Source organism: Acrocarpospora phusangensis, from assembly GCF_016862995.1.
In the GTDB taxonomy this organism is placed as follows: Bacteria; Actinomycetota; Actinomycetes; order Streptosporangiales; family Streptosporangiaceae; genus Acrocarpospora; species Acrocarpospora phusangensis.
The window spans coordinates 12640-34399 of the sequence record NZ_BOOA01000033.1 but is presented as its reverse complement, the minus strand read 5'-3'; the positions used below and the strand labels follow the sequence as shown (position 1 = coordinate 34399).

The window sequence follows — 21760 nt, the reverse complement described above, 5'->3', positions numbered from 1 at the left end:
AGACGACGGCCGCGCGAAAAAGGAATCGGCTCCTCAGAGGGACGCGGGAAGACCGAACCGGCGGAACGCCTCGCCGCCGTACGTGGTGATCTGGGTGACCAGCCCGTCCTCGGTCCGCAGGATCGCCAGCCAGGACGGCTGGAAGTCGGCTTCGCCCGCTCTGCGAAGGTACGCGGCGGCCGCGGGCTGCCGGTTGGCCGCGGTGGCGAGCAGCCGCAGCTCCCCCCACGCCGCTTCGCCGACCATGGCGGGAGTCCACGTGGCCAGGAACGCCTCGCGTCCCAGCAGCCAGACGGGCTGCGGCGGCATGGCCTGCCACACGTCCGCCCGCAACAGCTTCGCGAGGGCGGCCGGGTCGGCCTTCTCGACGGCGTCGATGTATCGCTGGAGCGTGCCGCGCTCCGCCGCGGTCGGCTCGGCGGACGCCCAGTCCAGCCGCTGGGCGGGCAGGTGCTCCTTGACCGTCGGCCTCGCGCGCTGCAGAGCGCTCTTCACCGCCGCGACGGTCAGCTCCAGCGACTCGGCCGTCTCCTGCGCCGACCACCCGAGCACGTCCCGCAGGATCAGCACCGCCCGCTGCCGAGGCGGCAGATGCTGGATCGCGATCAGGAAGGCCAGCTCGATGGTCTCCCGCTCGATCACCTCGTCGGCCGTGTCCAGAAGCACGTCAGGGTACGGCTGAAGCCACGAAACCGTGGTCGACGTCGGCGCGGCGAGCCCGGCATCGGCCAGGGCGGGCGCAGGTCGCGGCTGCGGCTGACGGGGATGCGCCCTCAGGTGATCGAGACAGGCATTGGTCGCGATCCTGTACAACCAGGCACGCAGGCCGCCGTCGTTCTTCAAGGTGTCCTGCCGCCTCCAGGCCCGCAGGAACGTCTCCTGAACCAGGTCCTCGGCCTCGTCGAACGATCCGAGCATGCGATAGCAGTGCACGTGCAGCTCTCGCCGGTGCTCCTCGATCTTCTCGCCGAAACCGTCCAGCGCTATCGCATCCCTGACCGAAGGGCGAGGGAACTACCACCCGGAGAGAGGAGCCCATGGATGGCCTCACCGACTCTGATATCCCTCATGACGAGAAAATCCTAGCGATTGACGTTAAATGGGCTGGACGCCGCCCGATGTCTCTCGGGCGGCGCCCAGCCACGGTGTTCGGTCGGGTCAGCTCTGGGCGGCCAGGCGGAAGGACTGGGCGGCGGTGCCGTTGCACGTGTACTGGACGAGTTGTACCGAGTCGGCGGTCGACGCGGCCGGGACGTCCAGGCACTTGCCGCTGTTGCGGTTCACGAAGTGGTAGTAGCCGCCGCCTTCGGACACCGGCTGCCACTGCTGGTTGTTGCCGCCGCCGTACGTCCAGGTCTGGATGGGGGCGTTGTCGGCGGTCGAGACGTTGGTCACGTCGAGGACCTGGGCGCTGTTGCCCCGGTTGTTGACCCGCGTGTAACCGCCGCTCGTGGGCGCGAACTGGTACTGCTGGGCGTTGGTCGCGTTGCACGTGTACTGCTGGATCGCGGTCCCGTTGGCGGTGCCGGCCGCGCGGGCGTCCACACACTTGCCGCTGTTCTTGTTGACGACCGAGTACCACGTGGTCGGGGAGATCGGCTCAGTGGTCGGGGGAGTGGTCGGGGGAGTGGTGGTGCTCTCTCCCGCCAGCCAGAGCAGGCCGTTGATCAGCCACTGGTTCTGCTGAGCGCTCGCGAAGGTCGACGACGTACGCGTGTTCGTGGAGTAGTTCATCCCGTTGTGGCCGAAGTTCGCGTACAGCATCTTGTACTTCGTGTTGGTCCACATGATCGGGTAGAAGCCGCTGCGCCACTGCTGGTTCGGGTCGCTGCCGACCGGGAAGCTGGACTGGTCGATCGACGCGAGGATGCGGATGTCGGGGTTCTGCCGCAGGTCACGGCTCCACGAGTACCACTCGCTGACCGACGACTGGATGGTCGCGGGCAACCCCGCCGTGGACGGATGGCCGCGGTCCTCGATCTTCAGGGTCTCGGCGGTCGGCGCCCACGTGTTCGTCGCGAACGCCCCCGAGCCCAGCAGCGTGTTGTAGTACCAGCTCCACGAGCCCGGATTCGTGGTGAAGGCGCTGACGTGGAATCCCATCCACGCCCCGCCGTTCTGCATGTACGTCTGGAACGCGGCGCGCTGGCCAGCGGGCGGCGCGTCGTCCAGGAACATGATGACCTTGTACTGCGACAGCCCCGAGGAGCTGAGGCGGCTCCAGTCCGTGGTCGACTCCCAGGTGAAGCCGTTCTGGGCGGCGGCCGTGGGGAACCATGCCTGGGCGTCCTTGACGAAGTCGATGTGGGCGGCGTCCCAGGTGCCGTTGTAGAAGGCGAGCACCTTGAACGGGGCGGCGGCGCTGGTGGCGGGGGTGACCGCGAGGTTGGCGGACGTCGCGACCGTGACGGCGAAGAGCGTGGCGAGGAAGCGTTTCACGATTTTTCTGGGCACGGGTGATCCTTCAGCGGTGGGGGTCGTGCTGAGAGTGGAGATGGCCGCCGGTGCCGGGCTTGCCATGGCGTACGCGTCGAGGGGCGACCGCCATCGCGCCGACACGGCAGTAGCCCAGGGCCTTTCTTAAGAAAGTTTCCTAACAATAAGACTGCGCTGAGGTTACGATCACCCGGGCCCGCCTGTCAATGGCGGGGTCAGAAGCGTGCGGGGATGATGTCAGAGGCCAGGAGGCCGACGACGGAGGCGTGGAGTGGTCCGGCTGCGGAGGGGGAGCGCCGGACCACCGGCCTGAGGCGGGCGGCTTAGTAGAGGCCTTCCTCGGTGTTGGAGTCGGCGCTGATGGTCCCGCCGTCGCCGTCGATGAACTTCGCCTCGATGTAGACCTCGTCGCCGTTGTTGCCCCAGCCGCTGTCCTCGTTCAGGAACGAGCCCTGGGGGACCTCCCAGCCGTAGTCCAGGCGGATGCCGTCCGGGCCCGCCGTCAGGCCGTAGTCGCCCCTGTACCAGGTGATCGGGCCGTAGATCATCGGGTCGGTGCCGGGGTCGCTGCCGTAGAAGCGGACCTGGATCCTGCCGCCGTGGATGAGGTAGCCGTTCGCGTCGTACTCGTTCATGGGCACGTGCACGCTCAGGTTGATGGTCCGGGCGGCGGGCACGCCGGTGTTGAAGCCGATCTCCAGGTGGGCGGTGATCACGGTCGCCGCCTGGGCGGGCGTCGTGACCAGGCCGACGACGCCGACGCCGGCCACCAGGACGGCGGCCAGCCGGTTGAGAATGCTCTTCATGGTCTGTCCTTCTCGGGTTCTGATCGCTATGGAGCGATCCAGGGCAAAATTGAGACGCGGCCGGTCGCGGCCGACTCACAGGGAAGGCGTTCCAGGCCGTTCCGCCGGGCGACACGCGTGGAACTGATCGCGCGCTTGGGGACAGGGCTCGTCGAGATCGGGACTGGAAAGAGATACTCCATCCATGGCCGTACGCTTCTGCCCTGTTCTGGTCGGCCGGGACCGTGAGATGGCCGACCTGAGCGCCGCGCTGGCCGACGCCAGGGCGGGTACGGCCGGGACCCGGATCCTGACGGGTGTCGCCGGGGTCGGGAAGTCGCGCCTGGTGGCCGAGTTGGCGGCGGAGGCCAAGGCGGCCGGGATGGCGACCTTGACGGGACGGGCCACGCAGGCGGCGCGACGGGGAGCGTTCCGGCCCGTCGCCGAGGTGCTGATGGCGGCGCTCCGCACTACGAATCCTGACGATCTCGCCCATCTGCGTCCGTTCCGATCGGCCCTCGGGCGGTTGGTGCCGGATTGGGCTGATGAAGGGCCGGCACCGGAGGTTTCGCTGGTCGTCCTGGCCGAGGGGGTGCTGCGGCTGCTCGCGGCCGTCGCCGGGGAACGCGGCGCGCTGCTCGTATTCGAAGACCTGCATTGGAGCGACCCGGAGACCCTGGAGGTGCTGGAGTACCTGGCGGACAACCTTCGCTCCGAACGTGTCCTGTGCGTGGCGACCATGCGCCCGGACCCGGACTCCGAGGCGTACGCGCTGGCCAGACGGCTCACGGCCCGGCGTTCCGCGGGTGAGGTGGAGGTGGCGGCGCTGCCACCGTCGGCCGTACGGCGCATGGCGCGGCTGTGCCTCGGGATCGAGGAGACCTCGCCAGGCACAGCGCTGCCCGAGGCGCTCGAACCGCTGGTGCTGGCGCGAGCCGAAGGGCTGCCGCTGCTGGTCGAGGACCTGCTGGCGACCGCGCGCGACAGCGGGGTGCTGCGGCGGGAAGGCGGAGCCTGGGGGCTGGCGGACGAGGCCGCCCGGGTCATCCCGCGCGATTTCGCCGACACCGTGCGCAGGCGCGTCACCCTGCTCGGCGATCCGGCCGGGTCGCTGCTCCAGGCGGGCGCCGCGCTCGGCACGGCCTTCGACTGGCGCATCGCCGCCGAAGCGAGCGGCCTCCCCGCGCCGGCGGCGCTCGCCGAGTTACGCCGCGCCGTCGAGGTGGGCCTGCTGCGGGTCAACGAGGACGAGGACGGACCGTCCTTCGGCTTCCACCACGCGCTGACGCGGGACGCGGTCTGGTCGACGCTGCTCCCGCACGAACGCCTGCGCCTCTCGGCCGCGGCCCTGCGCGCGGTCGAGGCCCACCATCCTGACCTGCCCGGACAGTGGTGCGACCTGGCCGCGTCGCTTAGCGAACGCGCGGGCCGGTCGGGACACGCGGCGTCCCTGCTGCTCCAGTCGGGACGGCGGGCGCTCGCGCGCGGCGCGCTCTCGACCACCGAACAGGTGCTGGAACGCGCCCGCCGCCTCGCCGCCGACTCCGGCGACCTTCCCCTCCGTACGGCGGTCGGCGAAGCCCTGACCGAAGTCCTCTCCCTGGCGGGCATGACCGATCGCGCCTTCGCGGCCGGGGACGCCGTGCTGGCGGAGCTCGCCCGGCTGCCCGAGTCGGCGGAGGCGCGGCTGAGGGTGCACCTGTGCCTGGCCAGAACCGCGATCGGCGCGACCCGGTGGTCCGACGCGGGACGACATCTGGGCCACGCCCGCGAACTGGCGGAAGGCCCGGGGACGGCGCTCGCCGCGCGGATCGACGTGGTCGCCGCCCAGGTCGCGATGGGTGAGGAGCGGCTGGACGACGCCACGGCCCTGGCCCACTCGGCTCGGACGGCCGCGGCTCCCGAGGTCGCCTGCGAGGCGCTGATCATTCTCGGACGGCGGGAGCGGCTCGGCGACCTGGCCGCCGCCGGGCGGTCCTTCACCGAGGCGTACGAGCTGGCGCGACGTCACGCGTTGCCGTACTGGTCGATCCAGGCTTTGCACGAGCTGGGCACCGTGGAGACGTTGTCGACGGGGAGGGTGGACCGGCTGCGGCAGGCGTACGAGCAGGCGGTGGGCGCGGGGGCGCTGGCCACGGCCGCCATTCTCGATCTGCAACTGGCCGGAGCGCATCATGTCCGGTTCGAGCCGGCGTTGGGTCTGGAGGCCGCCACGAGGGCCGCGGACGGCGCGCGCCGGTTCCGGCTGGGGCACGCCCTGCCCATCGCGCTCATCCAGAAGGCGGCGTGCCACGCGCTCACCGGGCACCGCGCCGAGATGGAGGAGACGCTGAGGCAGGCCGAGTCGATCGCTCCCGGCGACGCCGCGGTGGGGGCGCTGGCCTGGGGGCACGGCCGGGCTCTGCTCGCACTGCTCCAGGAGGACCGTGACGCCGCGGTCCGGGCGCTGGACACGGCCATGGCCTTCATCCGGCGCACGCCCGGCGGGCCTCCGGGGATCTTCCGCGGTCTGTGGGCCCTGGTGAAGGTGCTGGAGGATCCGCGGGAGGCGTACGCGCGAGAGGTGCGGGAATCCGGCGTGACCACGCTGCCCATGAACGCCGGGCCGCTCGGGTACGCCGACGCGGTCCTGCTCGGGCATGCCGGCGACACCGCCGGAGCCGAGTCGGCCTTCGACGCCGCCGATACGATCATGGCCTCCTGGGAAGGGCACGACGGCCTGCGGAATCTCGCCTGGCGACTGGTGGCGGAGGCCGCCCTGCGCGACGGCTGGGGAGAACCCGCGATGTGGCTGCGGCAGGCCGCGACCTACTTCGCCGGCACCCCGCACCACGCGATCACCTCCGCCTGCCAGGCGCTGCTGCGCTCCGCCGGGCAGCCGGTGCCCCGCCTCGCCCGCGGCCAGGTCCCCGCCGAACTGCGCGCCCGAGGCGTCACCGGCAGAGAGACCGACGTGCTCGCGCTGCTCGGCCTGCGCCTCTCCAACAAGGAGATCGCGGATCGCCTGGTCCTGTCCCCGCGGACCATCGAGAAACACGTGGAACGCCTGATGAGCAAGACCGGCCTGGACGACCGCCTCGCCCTGGCCGGCCTCGCCGCCCGCCTGCGCCTCGCCGACCGGCCACTGGATACGTAGCTACGTACGTGGGCGACCCCGATGTTTTCCGTACGTCGCGCCCGGCACGGTGGACAGTGACCGGAACACGACACGAGGAGACCATCGTGCAGACCCCATCGATCATCACGCAGCCGTTCATCCTGTCGCCCAAGGAGGGCAAGGCCATCTGGCACATGGGCGTACTCATGCACTTCAAGGCCGTGGGCGAGGACACCGGCGGCGCGTTCTGGCTGGCGGAGGCGACGGCCGCCATGGGCGCGGGACCGCCCATGCACGTCCACGCCCACGAGGACGAACTCTGGTACGTGCTCGACGGCGAGGTCAGCTTCTACGTCGGCGACGACGTCGCCACCGTCGGCCCCGGCTCCGTCGTGTACGGCCCCCGCAACGTCGCCCACACCTTCAAGGTCGAATCCCCCACCGCCCGCTTCCTCGGCATGGCCACCCCGGCCGGCTTCGAAAACTTCTTCCTCGAATCCGGCCACCCCGCCGAAACCTTGACCATCCCCCCACGCCCGACCGAACCCCCCAACGTGGAGGCCCTCGCCGCCCACCTGGCCCGGTATGGCACCCAGATCGTGGGACCGCCCCGCTAGCGCGGGGGCGTAGAAGTGATTGCGAGCCTGGCAGGCCCCTACCCGCGCTGCTTCGGGGTCTATCGTCAGCGCTCGATCAGGGGAGAAGACGGAGGGCGTTTGTTCGGCCCACACGGCGATGCCAGGCCGATTCCTCTCCCAGCGGGGCGATGGGCAGGATCAGCGCACCCGCCCGCACCCGAGTCGGTCTCGTCAGTGGACGTAGTCGCCCGGTTTCCTCCTGGTCAGCGCTCTCGATCGAGGGGGCCGGGCGGGCGGGGGACCAAGTCGTTGGACGGAGGTGGTGGGGGTTCGGGGGGTTTGGGGGTGCGGGCCAGGGCCTGGGTGTAGGCGGTGCGGAGTTTGGCCAGTTCGGCTTGGGGGTTGGTGAACCAGTTGGTGGACCAGACGCGGTGGAAGCTCCAGCCGAGGCGTTCCAGGTGCTCCTTGCGGAGGCGGTCGCGGTCGCGGACGCTGCGGGAGGCGCGGTACGAGGTGCCGTCGGTCTCGATGGCGAGGATCATCCGGGCGGGGTCGTCGGGGTGGGTGGCCGCGAAGTCGACCCGGTAGCCGCCCACGCCGTACTGGGGGACGACGCTGATGCCGAGCGCGGCCAGCTGGTCGCGTACGTCGGCCTGGAAGGGGTCGAGGTCGTCGCGGCCCGAGGCGTTCGCGGCGGTGCCGCCGGAACCCGCGTACGAGAGGTAGTCGGCGAGCAGGCGGGCGCCCGCCTTGGTCAGCCGATCCGGGTCGACGTCGTGGCTGGAGAACGAGCTGACCAGGGTGAGCCGCCGTTTGGCCCGGGTGGCGGCCACGTTGAGCCGGCGTTCGCCGCCGTCGCGGAGCAGCGGGCCCCACTGGTAGCGCATCCGGCCGTCGGGGTGCTTGCCGTACCCGATGGACAGGATGATGGCGTCGCGTTCGTCGCCCTGGACGCGTTCGAGGTTCTTCACGAAGAACGGATCGGCCTGGTCCTCGGCGAAGAAGCCCTCCACGTCGGGGCGGTGGGTGAGGCGGGAGCGGAGTTCCGCGTCGATGCGTTCGGCGTGCCGGAGGCCGAGGGCGATCACGCCGAGGGACTCGTCGGGCCGGGTCGCCGCGTGCTCCAGGATCAGCTCCACGACCTTGTCGACCTCGGCGGTCACCGACGTCTCCTGGCCCTTGCCCGGAGCCTGCGCGACCACGACATGCGTCAGGCAGTCGTCGCGCGAGACGCCGGGGAACGTGGTCAGCGCGCCGCCGTAGATGCGGGTGTTGGAGAACGCCACCAGCCGTTCGTCGCGGCTGCGGTAATGCCAGGTCAGCGGGCAGGTCGGCAGCAGCGGGCGGAGGGCGTCGAGGACCGATTCGAAACCGGCGCCGAACGACACCAGGTCGTCCATGTCCTCCTCGGCCTCCTCGTCGCCGACCTGGCGGAAGAAGTTGGTCGGCGGCAGCTGCCGGTCGTCCCCGGCCACGACGATCTGGTGCCCGCGCATGATCGACGGGATGGCGTCGGCGGGCACGACCTGGCTGGCCTCGTCGAAGATGACCACGTCGAAGACGCGGGCGAGCGGCAGCACCTGGCTGACCATCAGGGGTGACATCGCCCAGCAGGGTTTCAGCGCGAACAGGACATCCCCGGCCTGGTCGAGAAGGCGGCGCAGCGGCAGATGGCCACGGCGGACCGCGGCCTGCTTGCGGATCACCCGGGCTTGCAGCGGGTGCCGGTCCTCGGCTTCCCGTACGCGTCCGGCCCAGGCGCGGCGGACTCGCGTGCGGTTGGCGGCCAGGTGGCGTACGTCGTCGATCTGGAACTCGCTGGCGATCTCGTCGAGAGCGGCGCCGTCGTAGGCCGCGTAGCGGGGGTCGCGGACGCGGATGTGGTCCAGGACCGTGGCGTACCAGGCGTGGTCGAAGACCTGGGCGGCGAGGCCGGGACCGGCTTCCCTGCGGGCCAGGCCGTCGAGGAGCGGGCCGAGGCCGAGCGCGTCGAAACCCACGCCGAGCTCGTAGAGGCGCGGCAGCTTCCACGGGGTGTCCCGGTCGGCGGCGAGCCTGGCCAGGACCGGCTCATCGTCGGAAGGAATCCGGACATACCTGCGGAGCGAGGCCAGCGCCCGCTCGCTCTGCTCGCCGAAAGCCAGCAATTCCGCGAAACCGGCCGGAAGCCTGGGCGATCCCGGTCCGGTACGGAGATACTCCCACGCGGCCAGCTGAGCGGCGGCGGAGCTGAGCGCCGTGTGCAACTCCTCGCGGGAAACCTTCGGCGGGCCGATCCACAGCGCCTTCGCTTGACGGCTCAGCCGGAACCGGTCCCGCAGACTGGCTCCCTCGCCGGTCGCCGCGGCCAGTTCGGCGGGGTTCGCGCCATACACGTTCGGGTCGAACAGCTCAAAGGTGCGGGCGATCCCGGCCAGCAACTCAAGTAGGGCCAGTTGGGAGGAGTAGGAGGTGGGCGGGGTCAGGCCGAGTTCGTCGCAGGCGCGGTGGAGGCGGTCGGCCAGCATCGGCCGGGTGACCGTGGTCAGCTCGGAGACCAGGTCCATGGCCAGGCGGGCGTCGTTGGGGGTACGCAGGGCGGCGCCGTACCAGGGGGTGGAGGCCGGGCGGAGGGTGAATCCGCCGAGGTGGGCGAACTCGCGCAGGTCGTCGCAGATGCGGTCGGCGGATTCGCGGTCCATGCGGTCGGAGAGCGCCAGCCGTACGGGGGTGCGGGCCTCGGCGGGGATGCCGAGCAGCGCGGACTGCACCTCGAAGGGCGTCACGCCCCACGGTTCGTGTACCTCGTGCAGCGCGGTGACGTGCTGGTTGAGGCGTTTCTGGCGTTCTGCCAGGCGGCGGTGCGGGGCCTCGTCGGCGGTTCCGGCGACCTGGGCGGCCAGATCGAGGGTGGTGCCCAGGTCCTTGGCGATGCGCTGCCTGTCCCTCGTGCCCTCGTGGATGTCGATCACCATGTCGCCGAGCCCGGCGCCCTTCAGGCGGGACAGGACGGCGTCGATGGCGGCGCGCTTCTCGGCCACGAACAGGATCTTCCGGCCTCGGGCCACCAGACCGGCGATGAGGTTGGCGATCGTCTGGCTCTTGCCCGTGCCGGGCGGGCCGTGGATGACCAGACTGCGTCCGGCGAGTACGGCGTCGATGGCGCTGCGCTGGGAGGAGTCCGCGTCCAGGACCGAGTAGTCCGACTCGGGCGTGTCGTCGGGGGGCTCGCTGATGTCGCTGGTCAGCAGGAGTTCCTGCGCCTCCGGGTCGCCGGCGATCGCGGCCACGATGTCGCTGTCGGCGAGCAGTTCGCCGGCGGCCTGCATGTCCCTGACCATGGGGAGCTTCGCGTACGTGAAGGTGCCGATGACCTGTCTGGGGAGGATCTCGAAGCCGGGGACCTCGGCGAGTTCCGCGGCGCGGGTGAGGTCGGCGGGGGTGGTGATGGCGGCGCCGTACACGGTGGCGAGTTTGTGGACGAGGACGGGGTTGAGTTCCTCTTCGTCGTCCAGGACGAGTTCGAAGTCGTCGTGGCGGGCGCGGGTGGGGGTGATGGTGAGGCCGCGGAGCAGTACGGGGGCGGCGGGTTCGAGGAACAGTTCGTCCCAGCGGGCCATGCCGGTGGCGAGGTAGCCGGCGCGGATGCCGCGTTCTTCGAGCAGCTCGCGGGCTTTGCGGTGGATGGCTTGGATGCGGCGGATCGCGTCGGATCTTTGGTCGGCGTCGGTGAAGAGGCGCGTTAAGCGGATTGATCCGGTGCGGAGGAAGCGGTCCAAGGCGGTGGGGTCGGCGTGGGACAGGTCGAGTGTGCCTGCTCTGCGGTCTTTGTAGTAGAGCAGCGTGTTGCGGCCGCCCAGGTCGGTGAGGGCGGCGATCCAGCGGGCTTGGGCGGACTCGATCAGCTCCCCGCGACGGCTGTCGGTGGGTTCGGCCACTGGGATCCACTGCCCGGAAATATCGGGATAACACCGGATGTGGGCTAGGAGTGGCGGTTCGGGGGTGGCTGCGTATGCGGCGATATTTCGGACCCGATCGGGGCGGGAAGGGCCGTTGCTTCGTCGATGCGCGGCGGCGGCGGGGCGGGCCTGGTGGATGTTTGGATGCCTCGGTGAGCTTTCAGGACGCCTTCGGGGAAGGTTTTAAGGACGCCTTCGGGAAGCTTTCGGGACGCGTTTCGGGACATTTCTCTGGACGCGTTTCGGATATTTCAGGACACGGGCGCCGAGGTGCTGGCCTGGCCTTCGCGGACTGCCCCGGTATCAAGCCCTTCGGTCGCGGCCATCATCCGTCGGTAATTGCCGATCTTCGTCTGGATCAGGTGCAAGTGGTTACGCACCTCACGCCACTGCGCCTCCACCGCCTGCCGATGCGCCTCCAGCAACTCCAACCGCTGCGGCACCGTCTCGTTCCCCCGCAACGCCAGCTTGACGAACGTCGCGATGTCGGCGATCGGCATCCCCGTGGCCCGCAGCCGAGCCACGAAAACCAGCCATTCCAGGTCCTCCTCGGTGTACCGGCGATAACCACTGCTGTCCCGCCCGACCGGCGGAACCAGCTTGATGCGCTCGTAGTACCGCAAGGTGTCCTGACTCAGGCCGACCTTCCCGGCCGCCTCCCGGATCGTCCACCCGGCCACCGTCATGTCTCCCCGTCCTTGAGCAGAGCGTCGACCTGCGCCATCTGATCCGGCGACAGCGGGCCGTACGCCAGCGCTCCCGCGTTCTCCCCAGCCTGCCGCATGCCCTTGAACCCCGGAATCGGCACGGTGTTCTCACCCACCGCCCACAACCACCCCAACGCACCCTGCGCCAAGGTACGGCCGTCGCTGGTCAACACCTCACCGATCGCGGCAAGCCGGCGCAACCCGTCCGCGGTCGGGCGCCCGTCCCGGAACAGCGAGATCCAGGACTGACCCGACCCGCGTACGTCGTCCGTGGGCAACGCCGAGCCGCTGGAGTACTTACCGCCGAGCAACCCCATCGCCAGCGGCCCTCGGACAATGGCGGCCAAGCCCAGCCGAGCGCATTCGGTGACCATGTTCCGGTCACCCTCCAGCACATTCAGATGAATCTGAGCGGTCGCGCAATGCGGACCGGCCGCGAACAACTCGACATTCGACAGCCGGTCAGTACTCCACCCGTACGCCCGAATCTTCCCCTCCTCGACCAGCGCCTCCAGTTCCACCCGCAGCGCCAGGGCCTCCGGTTCCGGGCAGTCCCAGAGGTGAAGCTGATACAGGTCGATCACATCGGTGCCCAACCGGCGAAGGCTGCCCTCAAGCGCCCGCCGCAAATGGGCCGGACTCGAATCCTCGCCGGTAATGGTGTGCGTCGCCCGGTCGTAGGTACGGCCGAACTTACTGGCGATCACTACCTGATCCCACCGGCCGGCCAACGCACGACCGAGTACGTCCTCCGACCGGCCGTACACATCGGCGGTGTCGAAGAACGTGACCCCGAGATCCATGGCCTGGTGAATAGCCCGTATCGACTCGCCGTCATCCACCGCGCCCCAACCGACCGACCGCCCGTTCTCAACGATCGCCCCGCCGATGGGCCAACACCCGAAACCAAGCGCGCTGACGACAATCCCACTACGACCGAGCGTACGCGTGACCATGAATTCCTCCGGTGAAGTCGTGCCCGGCCCGTACGCTAAAGCTTCGAGCGCACTCCAAGGCAAGCACGTCCAACGCATCAAAAGGAATTGCTAGCAACTCGCAGCCTTGGCCGGCCGGCACGCACCCCTCATGCGACCTTGCTAACAGTCGGACATAGGGTGATTTGTAGGACGTGTAAGCCCTGCGTCAAGCGCATCGGATGCGAACGGGGGAGGCGGTTGTCCGATGGCGAAACTCCTATTCGTGATGACCGGGACCGCGTACTGGACACTCAAGGACGGCACCAGGCACGCGACGGGATACTGGGCCGAGGAGTTCGCGGCCCCCTACAAGGCGCTCACCGAGGCCGGCCACCAGATCGTGGTCGCCACCCCCAACGGAGTGGTGCCGTACGTGGACATGATGAGCCTTCGCCCCGAGATGGCCGGAAGCGCACAGGCAGCGATCGATCTGGAAGAGATCATCCGCTCCGCGGAGGTGATGCGGCGACCGATCAGGTTGGCGGACGCGCGCGTGGATGACTACGACGCTGTCTACCTCCCGGGCGGCCACGGGCCCATGGAAGATCTGTGCGTCGACGCGGACGCCGGCCGGTTGCTGACCGCGGCACTGGCCTCCGGCAAGCCCCTCGCCATCGTTTGCCACGCCCCGGCCGCGATGCTGGCGACCAGGATTCACGGCGTATCGCCTTTCGCCGGCTACCGCGTCACCGCGTTCACCAACGAGGAAGAGAACGCGGTCGGGCTCGCCCCCAAAGCCCGCTGGCTGCTGGAGGACGAACTCATCGAACTAGGCGTCGACTTCACCAAGGGCGCCATATGGAAGCCGTACACGGTGGTCGACCGCAATCTGTTGACCGGCCAGAACCCTGCATCGGCGGCCGAACTGGCCGGACGGCTGCTCAAGGTCCTCTAAAAGGACGGATCTCCCCCGGGTTACTCGGCAGAGCTGATCCACACGAGGCCGAGGTGTCCACAGGCTGTGGCCGTACCAGTGTCTTGTTCGTCTTATGGCAAGGGACGGGCAGGATGGGCAAAAGGCCCGGTTTTGCCGGGGTTCTGGGATACGATCTACGCGGTTCTGCGGCTCGCATGGACAGGGGCGGCCTGCCTGCGCCGATGACGCGAGGTGGGAGGTCGGCCTGTGGTTGACGATGACAAGAGCGAGGCGGAGCGGGAGCCGGTGACGATCAACACCAGCGTTCCGCATTCTGCACGGGTGTGGAATTACCTCCTGGGCGGGAAGGACAACTATCCCGTCGACCGCATGGCGGGGGACAAGGTCCTCGAGGTGTTCCCGGGCATGGTCGACATCGCCCGCCAGTCGCGGTACATGCTGACCCGCGTGGTCCGCCATCTCGCCGCCGAGGCCGGCATCCGGCAGTTCCTCGACATCGGCACGGGATTGCCGACAGTCGACAACACCCACGAGGTCGCCCAGCGCCTCGCGCCGGAATCCCGGATCGTGTACGTGGACAACGATCCGCTGGTGCTGGTCCACGCCGCGGCGCTGCTGACCAGTTCGCCCGAGGGGGAGACGGACTACCTTCAGGCGGACGTACGCGACCCGGAGCACATCCTCGACGAGGCCGCGAAGACGCTGGACTTCGAGCAGCCGACGGCGCTCATGCTGATGGGCATCATGGGGCTGGTCGCCGACTACGACGAGGCGCGCTCGATCGTCGACCGCCTGCTGGCCGCGCTGCCCTCGGGAAGCTATCTGGCACTGTACGACGGTACGGATACGGATCCGGCATACGTGCGGGCGCTGGGGGGGTACAACCGCGGCGGGGCGGTTCCGTACACGCCGCGCAGTCCTGAGCTCATCAAGGGGTTCTTCGAGGGCGTGGAGCTGCTTGAGCCGGGGGTCGTGCCCGTGTCGTCGTGGCGTATCGAGTCGAACCCGTGGGGCGAGCCGCCGGAGGTGGCGTGCTGGGGCGGGCTGGCCCGCAAGCCCTGACCCGACGTATGCCGTAGACATGTGAAAGAGCCAGTCGGGGCTGTCTTGCTGCCGCTGAAAGCGAAGGTGTCGGCACCCGATGTCGCTAAGCGGCTGGGGCGCAGCGGTGATGTCTTGTGCTCAGGGTCTACGCGAAACAGCAGTCTCGCGCGGATAGATCGATCAGCCGCGCCCTCGCCGCATGTTCAAGGACGTTCGAATGGCCCCGGCTCATGCCGGGGCCATCGCGTTTCTGGGGCCAGAAGGTACAAGTCAGGTTGGCATTTCGCTTGGGCAAGAGGTGCCTCCGGTAGGGTCATGTCCCACTGAGTGGTGTAACTCCAGCCGATCATGCGAGGTCGGCGAGTTGGGCCATGGAGCCTTCGGAGAGGTAGCGGCGGTCGCTGACCTGCCATTCGTCGTGGTGTTCGGCCAGGACGGCGCCGGCCAGGCGGGCCAGCGCGGCAGGGTTGGGGAAGACGCCGACCACGTCGGAGCGGCGTTTGATCTCCCGGTTGAGTCTTTCCAGCGGGTTGGTGGACCAGATCTTCTTCCAGTGCTGGTGCGGGAAGTCGGCGAAGGCGGTGATGTCGTCGGCGGCCTCGATGAGCATCCGCTCGACCGGAGGGAATTGGCGGCCGAGCATGGCGGCGATGGTGGTCAGCTGGTCGCGGACGGTTTGGGCGGTGGGCTGGGCGAAGACGGTCCGGATGGCCGCGGCGACCATCTCCGCCGACCCCTTCGTCACGCGCGAGAGGACGTTTCTCATGAAGTCGAAGCCGTTAAGAAATAAGGCGTCGCTTTATGATCTTGGGCTCGTTGAGGTGGTATGGCGATCTCCAGCGAGGTCCGCGACCAACTTGAGCGGAAATTCGAGGCGTTACTCCCGCATCTGGATGAGCGGCAGCAGCGACTGGTCCTGGCGGCCGAAGCTCGGCTGCTGGGACATGGCGGGGTACGGACTGTCGCCCAGACCGCTGGGGTCAGCGAGACGACTGTCCGCAACGGCGTCTTGGAACTGGAAGAAGGCCGTGAGCCGCTTGCGGTGGGCCGGATCCGGCGGCCCGGCGGCGGTCGCAAGCGTGTGGAAGACGACGATCCGGCCGTGCTGGCGGCGCTGCTGGGGCTGGTTGAGCCCGATGAGCGCGGTGACCCTCAGTCTCCGCTGCGGTGGACGACCAAGTCGCTGCGGCATCTGGCCGGCGAGCTGACCCGGCAGGGACATGCGGTCTCGGCACCGACGGTGGGACGATTGCTGAAGTCGGCCGGGTTCAGCCTGCAGGCCAACGTCAAGACCCTGGAAGGGGCCCAGCACCCCGACCGCGATGCCCAGTTCCGCTACATCAACCAACAGGTCAAAGCCCATCAGGCCGACGGTGAGCCGGTGATCAGCGTGGACACCAAGAAGCGGGAACAGCTGGGCCGGCTGCCGATGGCCGGACGCGAGTGGCGGCCCAAGGGTGAGCCGATCGAGGTCGAAGACCACCACTTCTTCTTCACCGGCCCGGATGTCGAACAGGCCATCCCCTACGGGATCTACGACATCACCGCCAACACCGGCTGGGTGAACGTCGGGGTCGACCATGACACCTCGGTGTTCGCGGTGGAGTCCATCCGCCGCTGGTGGAAGGCCCGCGGCAGCCACGACTACCCGGCCGCCTCGCGTCTGCTGATCACCGCGGACGCGGGTGGCTCCAACGGCTACCGCTATCGGGTCTGGAAGAGCGAACTGGCCGCCCTGGCCACCGAGACCGGGCTGGCGATCACGGTCTGCCACTTTCCTCCGGGCACCTCCAAATGGAACAAGATCGAGCACCGGCTGTTCTCCCACATCACCCACAACTGGCGCGGCAGACCGTTGACCAGCCACGAGGTGGTGGTCAACACCATCGCCGCCACCCGCACCAGCGGCGGGCTCCGGGTGGAGGCCGTCCTGGACACCGGCGACTATCCCACCGGCGTGGCGATCAGCAGGGAACGTTTCTCCGCCCTGCCACTAGAGCGACACGCCGTCCACGGCAGCTGGAACTACACGCTGTATCCCACACCCGCCGGCGAGTCCCGTGCGGTCTCGCCCGCCGCCGAGGCCCAGCGGCCTGCGCAGCGGCGCCAGGCCATGCTCCTCCGGCTGACCGACCCGCTACTGACCGGGATGAGCCTGGCCCAGTTGGAGCACCTAGCCGCCGCACTCGCTCCGGCACAAGCCGCCCGCACCCAGGAACGACACAGCCGGCAACGGGGCGGCCGGGCTCGGCGGGCCACCGGCGAGCTCCGCGCCAGACCGCTGTTCGACGATGCCGCCCGCCTATTGCTGACCCTCCTCTATCAGCGGCAGGTCTGCTCCATGAAGGTGCTCGCCGACCTGCTGGAGGTCACCGACGTCTGTATCGCATCTCTGGTGAAGCAGACTCGCAGGGCCTTGGAAGACCACGGCCATCACGCCGGAACCGCTCAGGTCCGCTTCGCCAAGCCCGCCGCTCTCCTGGGCTTCCTGGACACCGGCCAGCGTCCCGCACGAGCCGCCATCATCGATCGGTTGTCCCATCCGGTTCTGACCGGGATCGACCGCGACGAGCTCGGCCTCCTCGTCCAACGCCTGGCCGCGTCGCAGGTGGCTCAGGGCGAGCGCCTCGGCTACCAGCGGCGGGGCGGTCCCCGCCAGTCCGGAACCCGATCCGGCGTCTTCCCCCAGAAGATCGACAACGGCGAACGAGTTCTGCTCACGATCCTTTACCAGCGAAAACTCTGCACCATGGATGTCCTGGCCGACGCCCTGGGCGATGTCAGCAGATCCTCCATCGGCAACGTCATCCGCGAAACCCGTCCTCTTCTTCAGCAAGCAGGCCACATCCCCGTCCCGGCACCAACTCGCTACCGCACTGCCGCAGACCTACTGACCGCAGTACCGGACGGCCACGACACGCCGACAAGTTGATCTTTTACGGCTTCAGTGAACGCGGCATCTTTGCCAGGCTGCGCCGAGGAAGACCGCGCGCAGGGCGGCGACCAGGCCGGCGTGGGCGTCGGAGATGGCCAGCTGGACTCCGGTCAGGCCGCGGGCTTTCAGCGAGCGCAGGAACGCGGTCCAGAACGCGCCGTCCTCGCTGTCGCCGACGGTGAAGCCGAGGATCTCCCGCCGCCCGTCGGCGCTGACGCCGGTGGCGATGACGACGGCCTGGGACACCACGCGGTGGTTGACGCGTGCCTTGCAGTAGGTGGCGTCCAGGAAGACGTAGGGGAAGGTGGTGTGGGAAAGGGGCCGGTCGCGGAAGGCGGTGACCTCACTGTCGAGGTCGGCGCAGATGCGGGAGACCTCGCTTTTGGAGATTCCGGTGTCGGCGCCGAGGGCTTTGATCAGGTCATCGACGCTGCGGGTGGACACTCCGTGCAGGTAGGCCTCCATGACGACGGCGAACAGGGCCTGGTCGATGCGGCGGCGGCGTTCCAGCAGGGAGGGGAAGAACGATCCGGACCGCAGCTTGGGGATCTTCAGCTCCAGGTCGCCTGCGGCGGTGGTGAGCAGCCGGTCGCGGTGGCCGTTGCGGTGGGTGAGACGCTGATCGGTGCGTTGGTGCGGGGCGGCGCCGATGACGGCGGTGGCCTCGGCGTCGATGAGCGCTTACAGGACGGCTTGGAGCGCGCGGCGGATGACGTCGTCGGCGTCGGCGGCTTTGAGGGACTCCAGCAGGTCGAGCAGGGCAGACTGGTCCAGAGCCATCGTGTGGTGTCCTTTGCGAGAACCTTTGGTCGGGAACTCGCTGACCGTCACACGATGGCTCGTCCCGTATCCGGGACTTGCTTGAAGAGGCTGGAGTTACACCACCGGAGGGGACGTCACCTCCGGTAGGGATCGAAGTTACGACACCAGGGTTAGGAAACCATGAGCGGGTGAGCCGGAATCACGTCGTCTACCAGCGCAGACAGCCGGGATCTTGGGTGCGATTCGACTGATCATTGCGCGCATCTTCCGCGTCCTGCTCATGCCTTCCCGCCTTCAGCCAGGACAGGTTCCAGCCGCTGCTGGGACTTTCTCCGTCTTCCACGATGACGGCGACCGAACGGACCATCATCGGCGCGGAAGTGTGTGAGACGTCGCCGCCGAACATCGGCGCACGGCAGGCGATCGATATGTCCTCCACGCTCCCGCGTTCAGCTTCGTTTACTTCGAACCGGCGGAGAGGGCAACCCCCGTCACGGCGGCGAAGGCGACCTTCCACGGCAAGCTAAGCAGGGACGTCACTATCCCGTTCGTCGCTGCCGCCTGCTCAGTCGGCGCTGCCCCTGGGCTGGTTCGAAGCCCACGGGCATGAGGACCTCGCCCGCTACCACGACCGTGGTGTTGTCCGGCTCACGCCGCAGCAGCAAGCCCACCGTCGATACGGACCGGCTCCGCCCCACTTCACGGACCACTGTCCGTTGTGGTCAACATTCCCTTCGACCCTCACTTTCGGGAGGACTCGGAGGTCGACCTCGATCGACTTTCGAAAGAGGCACGGGATTCGTACTTCCTCACTGCTGCGGTTGGAGACGACTGCGCTCCTGAGGAAGGCGGGGCAGACTCGAGGTAGTGTCAGCCAGGTCGGAGCACTTACATACCATCAGCTACGAGTCTCCGGACGCCGTCGGCCGAAGATCTCGTCGAAATCGTCGTCTTCGACAGAGTGGCTGTCACCCTGTCGGCAGAAGTCGAGCAGGACGTCCATCGGTCTAGTGCCAGCGTTCAGCTCTCCCTGGATGATTGCGAGCCCACCGTTCGCGTATTCCTCGAAGACTCCAATCCTCTCGGCGAGTCGCTCGTCGCTCATGATCGAAGCGTCCGTTGAGGCATCAAGGACTCCAAGTGAATCAATGAATGCCTCAATGGTGGTATGACGACGGAAGAGCTCATAACGAATCCCCTCGCCCGGACGGTCTAGCGGCTCGCGGCGGTTTCGTGCCCATCCAAGAGCGGCTGCGAAGATCAGCGTCTGATAGCGCGTCTGAAAAGGCCCTTCCTGATCAGTACTGAGCTGTTGAATCAGGTTCTCCTTGTCCTTCGGAGGTCTGATCCGATGTTCGACGAAAGTGGCCATCAGTCCTTGACCTCCATGAGCTTGGCTCCGTTCGTATCCGAGCCGATGACCTGGTATGGATAAGAATTGCCGTTGAGGATAATCTCCTCCGTCGCGCCACCAACCTCTGCCTTGGTCGTGTGCATGGAGATCACATACTGCTTGCCAATGCGTGCCCTGAGCTCCTGCTCAACGACTGAGCCGGCCTGCGCCTTGCTGGTCAGGACGATCACCTGCGGCGTCAATTCTGGAAGGAAGTTCGCGACGGCGCGACGGTAGTCCTCGTCGAGGTTGCCGAAGACGGCATCCATAACGACCGGGAAGTCTCCACCCACGCCCTCAAAGAAGGCCCCACCGCTACCCGCGATCTTCGCTTCGGCGGCCAGGGCTCCGACGAATGCCAAGGAGAGCAGCATGTTCTCGCCCGTCGACTTCGTGGCAGGTACACGCTGTCCGTTGATGTGGGTCCAAAGTTCGAGCTGAAATCCAGGGGTCAGTTCGGGCAAATCGTTCTTGAGGGAGACGCGGTTGAACAGCTCCCGGATTCGTCCGTCAAGTCGATTACGAACGCCGTTAGAGAGCAGCGCAAGCATGTCACCGAGAGCCATCTTCGCCTCTTGGACAGCGTCCATACGCCGCAGCGTACGCTGGCTCGACTCGTCCTTGATCCCCAGCTTCTTGATGAGCTCTCCCTTCTCGATCTTGCTGGCTGCCAGCACTTCCAGTCGACCGCTGATGTCGCCGAGGGCGCGGTTCTTGTCGTTTTGGACCCGGATCAGTTCTTCGCGGCGGGCTTCCGTCTCTGCCACGTCTTCGGTTGGAAGACCCCTGAGGTCGCTGGACACCTGACTAAGGCTGGCAATCAGCTGGCGGCTTTCCTCTTCCAGTTTCGCGATCTTGTCGTCCGATCGGGTAAGAGTGCCGAGGAACTGCTCCCGCTGGTCGGCAACGGTCTCAATGGCGCCCTTCAACGAGTTCCAAGCTGCCTCTACCTCGGCCAGCCCGGCACGGGAGCGCCATTCCTCAAGACGAGCACGTTCAGAGCTGCCCTCTGGAAGGTGCGTGCCGCAGATACACGTTCCCTCCCCTATAAGGTCTTCAATGAACGTGGCTTTTAGCGGAGCAGGGAGTTCGCCTCGCTGGCGAAGATGCTCACAGATATCAGCGATCTTGTCGGGCAGACCGGAGATGAAGCTGAGGTACCCGTGCTTCGCTAGGTTCTCTGCTCGTGCGCTCTCCTCCGCCACGAGCGTCTCCTTGACGACGCTCTGGCGATGCTCGAGTCGGTAACGTTGCTGCTGGAGCTCCTTCGCGCCCGAGAGCTGGGTGAGCCGTAAATTGAGCGCCTTCACCTCGTCACCGATGAGTTGGATCTCACGGTAGAGTCCGTCCTTAAGCTCCTTCTTCTCTTCGATCTCCCGGTCGATCTCATCGACTTCCCGGGTGATCTGTGAGATCTTGTCTTGAATCTCCCCGTCAGCTTTCAAGAGTTTTCGTAGCCGTTGCTCAACTTTGGGGAGGTGGACAACAGCTCGCTCTACAACCTCAAGACCCAGCAGTGTTTTGATGGCGTCCTGGATCTGTTCGTAAGCCTCCTGTTTTACTAGCCCTTCGATCCGCTCTCCGTTAACGAAGAAGAATCGGATGAGACGTTCGGGAAGCATTCTCCTGATGTTTCCTGAAGCGTTGTGAACGGGTTCAGTACTTCCACTATCCGCACGCTTCAGTAACGTGAGTTGTGGACGATGAGGAGGAGGCTGGATTGGACCCTTCTTGGTAGCTTCCACCGTGCGCTTCGCGGTGTAAACGCTGCCCTCATGCTCGAACTCAATGGCTACGGAAGCATGAACTTGCGCACCCTCGTTGCTACTGTGCCAGACCGTCGAGTTGATCAGTTGGTCTTTGTTCTCCACGTCATCGCTTAAGTAGCCGTACAGACCCCAAGTGAAGGCGTTCAGCAGGGTGGTTTTGCCTCCGCCGTTCGTCCCGTAGATCACCGTTACATTTCGCTCCGAGTTGGATGCAAAGTCGATCCGCTGCTTGCCCTCATAGGGGCGGAAGTTTTCGAGTTCGACTGAGATAAGCTTCATCCGATTCCCTCAACCTTGCGGACGAGTTGGTCAACAACAACCTTCGACGATTCAGGCGTCGTCAGATGAAGATTCTCTCGCTCGGCATCGATAGCCCACTTGATAACAGATTTTGCGTTAGGACTTAGATCTCTAAAGATCATCTTCACCTGTTCGACTTCTTGCTGATCCTTCAACTATCTG

14 protein-coding genes and 2 pseudogenes are annotated in these 21760 nt (G+C 67.3%); 5 read left to right on the top strand and 11 right to left on the bottom strand.

The window, feature by feature from the left end; all coding sequences use genetic code 11:
- Window positions 1–33: 33 nt before the first annotated feature.
- From Aph01nite_RS20505 to Aph01nite_RS20495, 3 genes are all read right to left on the bottom strand, one after another.
- Window positions 34–981, bottom strand: a complete 948-nt coding sequence (locus Aph01nite_RS20505) for an RNA polymerase subunit sigma-70 (protein ID WP_275419265.1) — start codon at window positions 979–981, stop codon at window positions 34–36.
- Between the two features lie 177 nt (window positions 982–1158).
- A complete protein-coding gene (locus tag Aph01nite_RS20500; RefSeq protein WP_204042543.1) occupies window positions 1159–2454 on the bottom strand; it encodes an RICIN domain-containing protein in 1296 nt (431 codons plus the stop codon).
- A 305-nt stretch (window positions 2455–2759) separates the two neighbouring features.
- The gene (locus Aph01nite_RS20495; RefSeq protein ID WP_204042542.1) at window positions 2760–3242 is read right to left on the bottom strand and encodes a hypothetical protein; all 483 of its coding nucleotides are present in this window, start codon (window positions 3240–3242) and stop codon (window positions 2760–2762) included.
- Window positions 3243–3426: 184 nt separating this feature from the next.
- On the opposite strand from Aph01nite_RS20495, the gene Aph01nite_RS20490 reads away from it, so the two are divergent.
- Window positions 3427–6357 carry an ATP-binding protein gene (locus Aph01nite_RS20490; protein ID WP_204042541.1) on the top strand — a complete coding sequence of 977 codons (2931 nt, stop codon included), beginning with the start codon at window positions 3427–3429 and terminating at the stop codon, window positions 6355–6357.
- 86 nt (window positions 6358–6443) lie between these two features.
- Window positions 6444–6935, top strand: a complete 492-nt coding sequence (locus Aph01nite_RS20485; protein ID WP_204042540.1) for a quercetin 2,3-dioxygenase — start codon at window positions 6444–6446, stop codon at window positions 6933–6935.
- 224 nt (window positions 6936–7159) lie between these two features.
- Here Aph01nite_RS20485 and Aph01nite_RS20480 read toward each other — a convergent pair whose 3' ends face one another.
- From Aph01nite_RS20480 to Aph01nite_RS20470, 3 genes are all read right to left on the bottom strand, one after another.
- On the bottom strand, window positions 7160–10813 hold the full coding sequence (locus Aph01nite_RS20480) for a PDDEXK-like endonuclease domain-containing protein (protein WP_204042539.1): 3654 nt from the start codon (window positions 10811–10813) through the stop codon (window positions 7160–7162).
- 272 nt (window positions 10814–11085) lie between these two features.
- The gene (locus tag Aph01nite_RS20475; protein WP_204042538.1) at window positions 11086–11520 is read right to left on the bottom strand and encodes a MerR family transcriptional regulator; all 435 of its coding nucleotides are present in this window, start codon (window positions 11518–11520) and stop codon (window positions 11086–11088) included.
- Window positions 11517–12497 (bottom strand): aldo/keto reductase, encoded by a 981-nt coding sequence (locus Aph01nite_RS20470; RefSeq protein ID WP_204042537.1) that lies wholly within the window; start codon window positions 12495–12497, stop codon window positions 11517–11519. Before Aph01nite_RS20470 ends, Aph01nite_RS20475 begins: the two co-directional genes overlap by 4 nt.
- A 226-nt stretch (window positions 12498–12723) precedes the next feature.
- Here Aph01nite_RS20470 and Aph01nite_RS20465 point away from each other — a divergent pair, with 226 nt between their 5' ends.
- Both Aph01nite_RS20465 and Aph01nite_RS20460 read left to right on the top strand, forming a co-directional pair.
- Window positions 12724–13413, top strand: a complete 690-nt coding sequence (locus Aph01nite_RS20465) for a type 1 glutamine amidotransferase domain-containing protein (protein ID WP_204042536.1) — start codon at window positions 12724–12726, stop codon at window positions 13411–13413.
- Between the two features lie 228 nt (window positions 13414–13641).
- Window positions 13642–14457, top strand: coding sequence for an SAM-dependent methyltransferase (locus Aph01nite_RS20460; RefSeq protein ID WP_239161838.1), 816 nt, complete (start codon window positions 13642–13644; stop codon window positions 14455–14457).
- Window positions 14458–14785: 328 nt separating this feature from the next.
- Here the strand turns inward: Aph01nite_RS20460 and Aph01nite_RS20455 are convergent.
- Window positions 14786–15208, bottom strand: a pseudogene (locus Aph01nite_RS20455) (transposase); the annotation flags it as partial.
- Window positions 15209–15265: 57 nt separating this feature from the next.
- Between Aph01nite_RS20455 and Aph01nite_RS20450 the strand changes: the two are divergent.
- On the top strand, window positions 15266–17371 hold the full coding sequence (locus Aph01nite_RS20450) for an ISAzo13 family transposase (RefSeq protein ID WP_204042535.1): 2106 nt from the start codon (window positions 15266–15268) through the stop codon (window positions 17369–17371).
- 15 nt (window positions 17372–17386) lie between these two features.
- Here Aph01nite_RS20450 and Aph01nite_RS20445 read toward each other — a convergent pair.
- From Aph01nite_RS20445 to Aph01nite_RS20430, 4 genes and pseudogenes are all read right to left on the bottom strand, one after another.
- A pseudogene (locus Aph01nite_RS20445) lies at window positions 17387–18154 on the bottom strand (IS256 family transposase); the annotation flags it as partial.
- A gap of 190 nt (window positions 18155–18344) precedes the next feature.
- Window positions 18345–18575: a hypothetical protein gene (locus tag Aph01nite_RS20440; protein WP_204042534.1), complete on the bottom strand. Its 231-nt coding sequence runs from the start codon at window positions 18573–18575 to the stop codon at window positions 18345–18347.
- A gap of 459 nt (window positions 18576–19034) precedes the next feature.
- A complete protein-coding gene (locus Aph01nite_RS20435; RefSeq protein WP_204042533.1) occupies window positions 19035–19508 on the bottom strand; it encodes a DNA phosphorothioation-associated protein 4 in 474 nt (157 codons plus the stop codon).
- A complete protein-coding gene (locus tag Aph01nite_RS20430) occupies window positions 19508–21577 on the bottom strand; it encodes an AAA family ATPase (RefSeq protein ID WP_204042532.1) in 2070 nt (689 codons plus the stop codon). The genes Aph01nite_RS20435 and Aph01nite_RS20430 overlap by 1 nt, the downstream gene beginning before the upstream one ends.
- Between the last annotated feature and the right edge of the window lie 183 nt (window positions 21578–21760).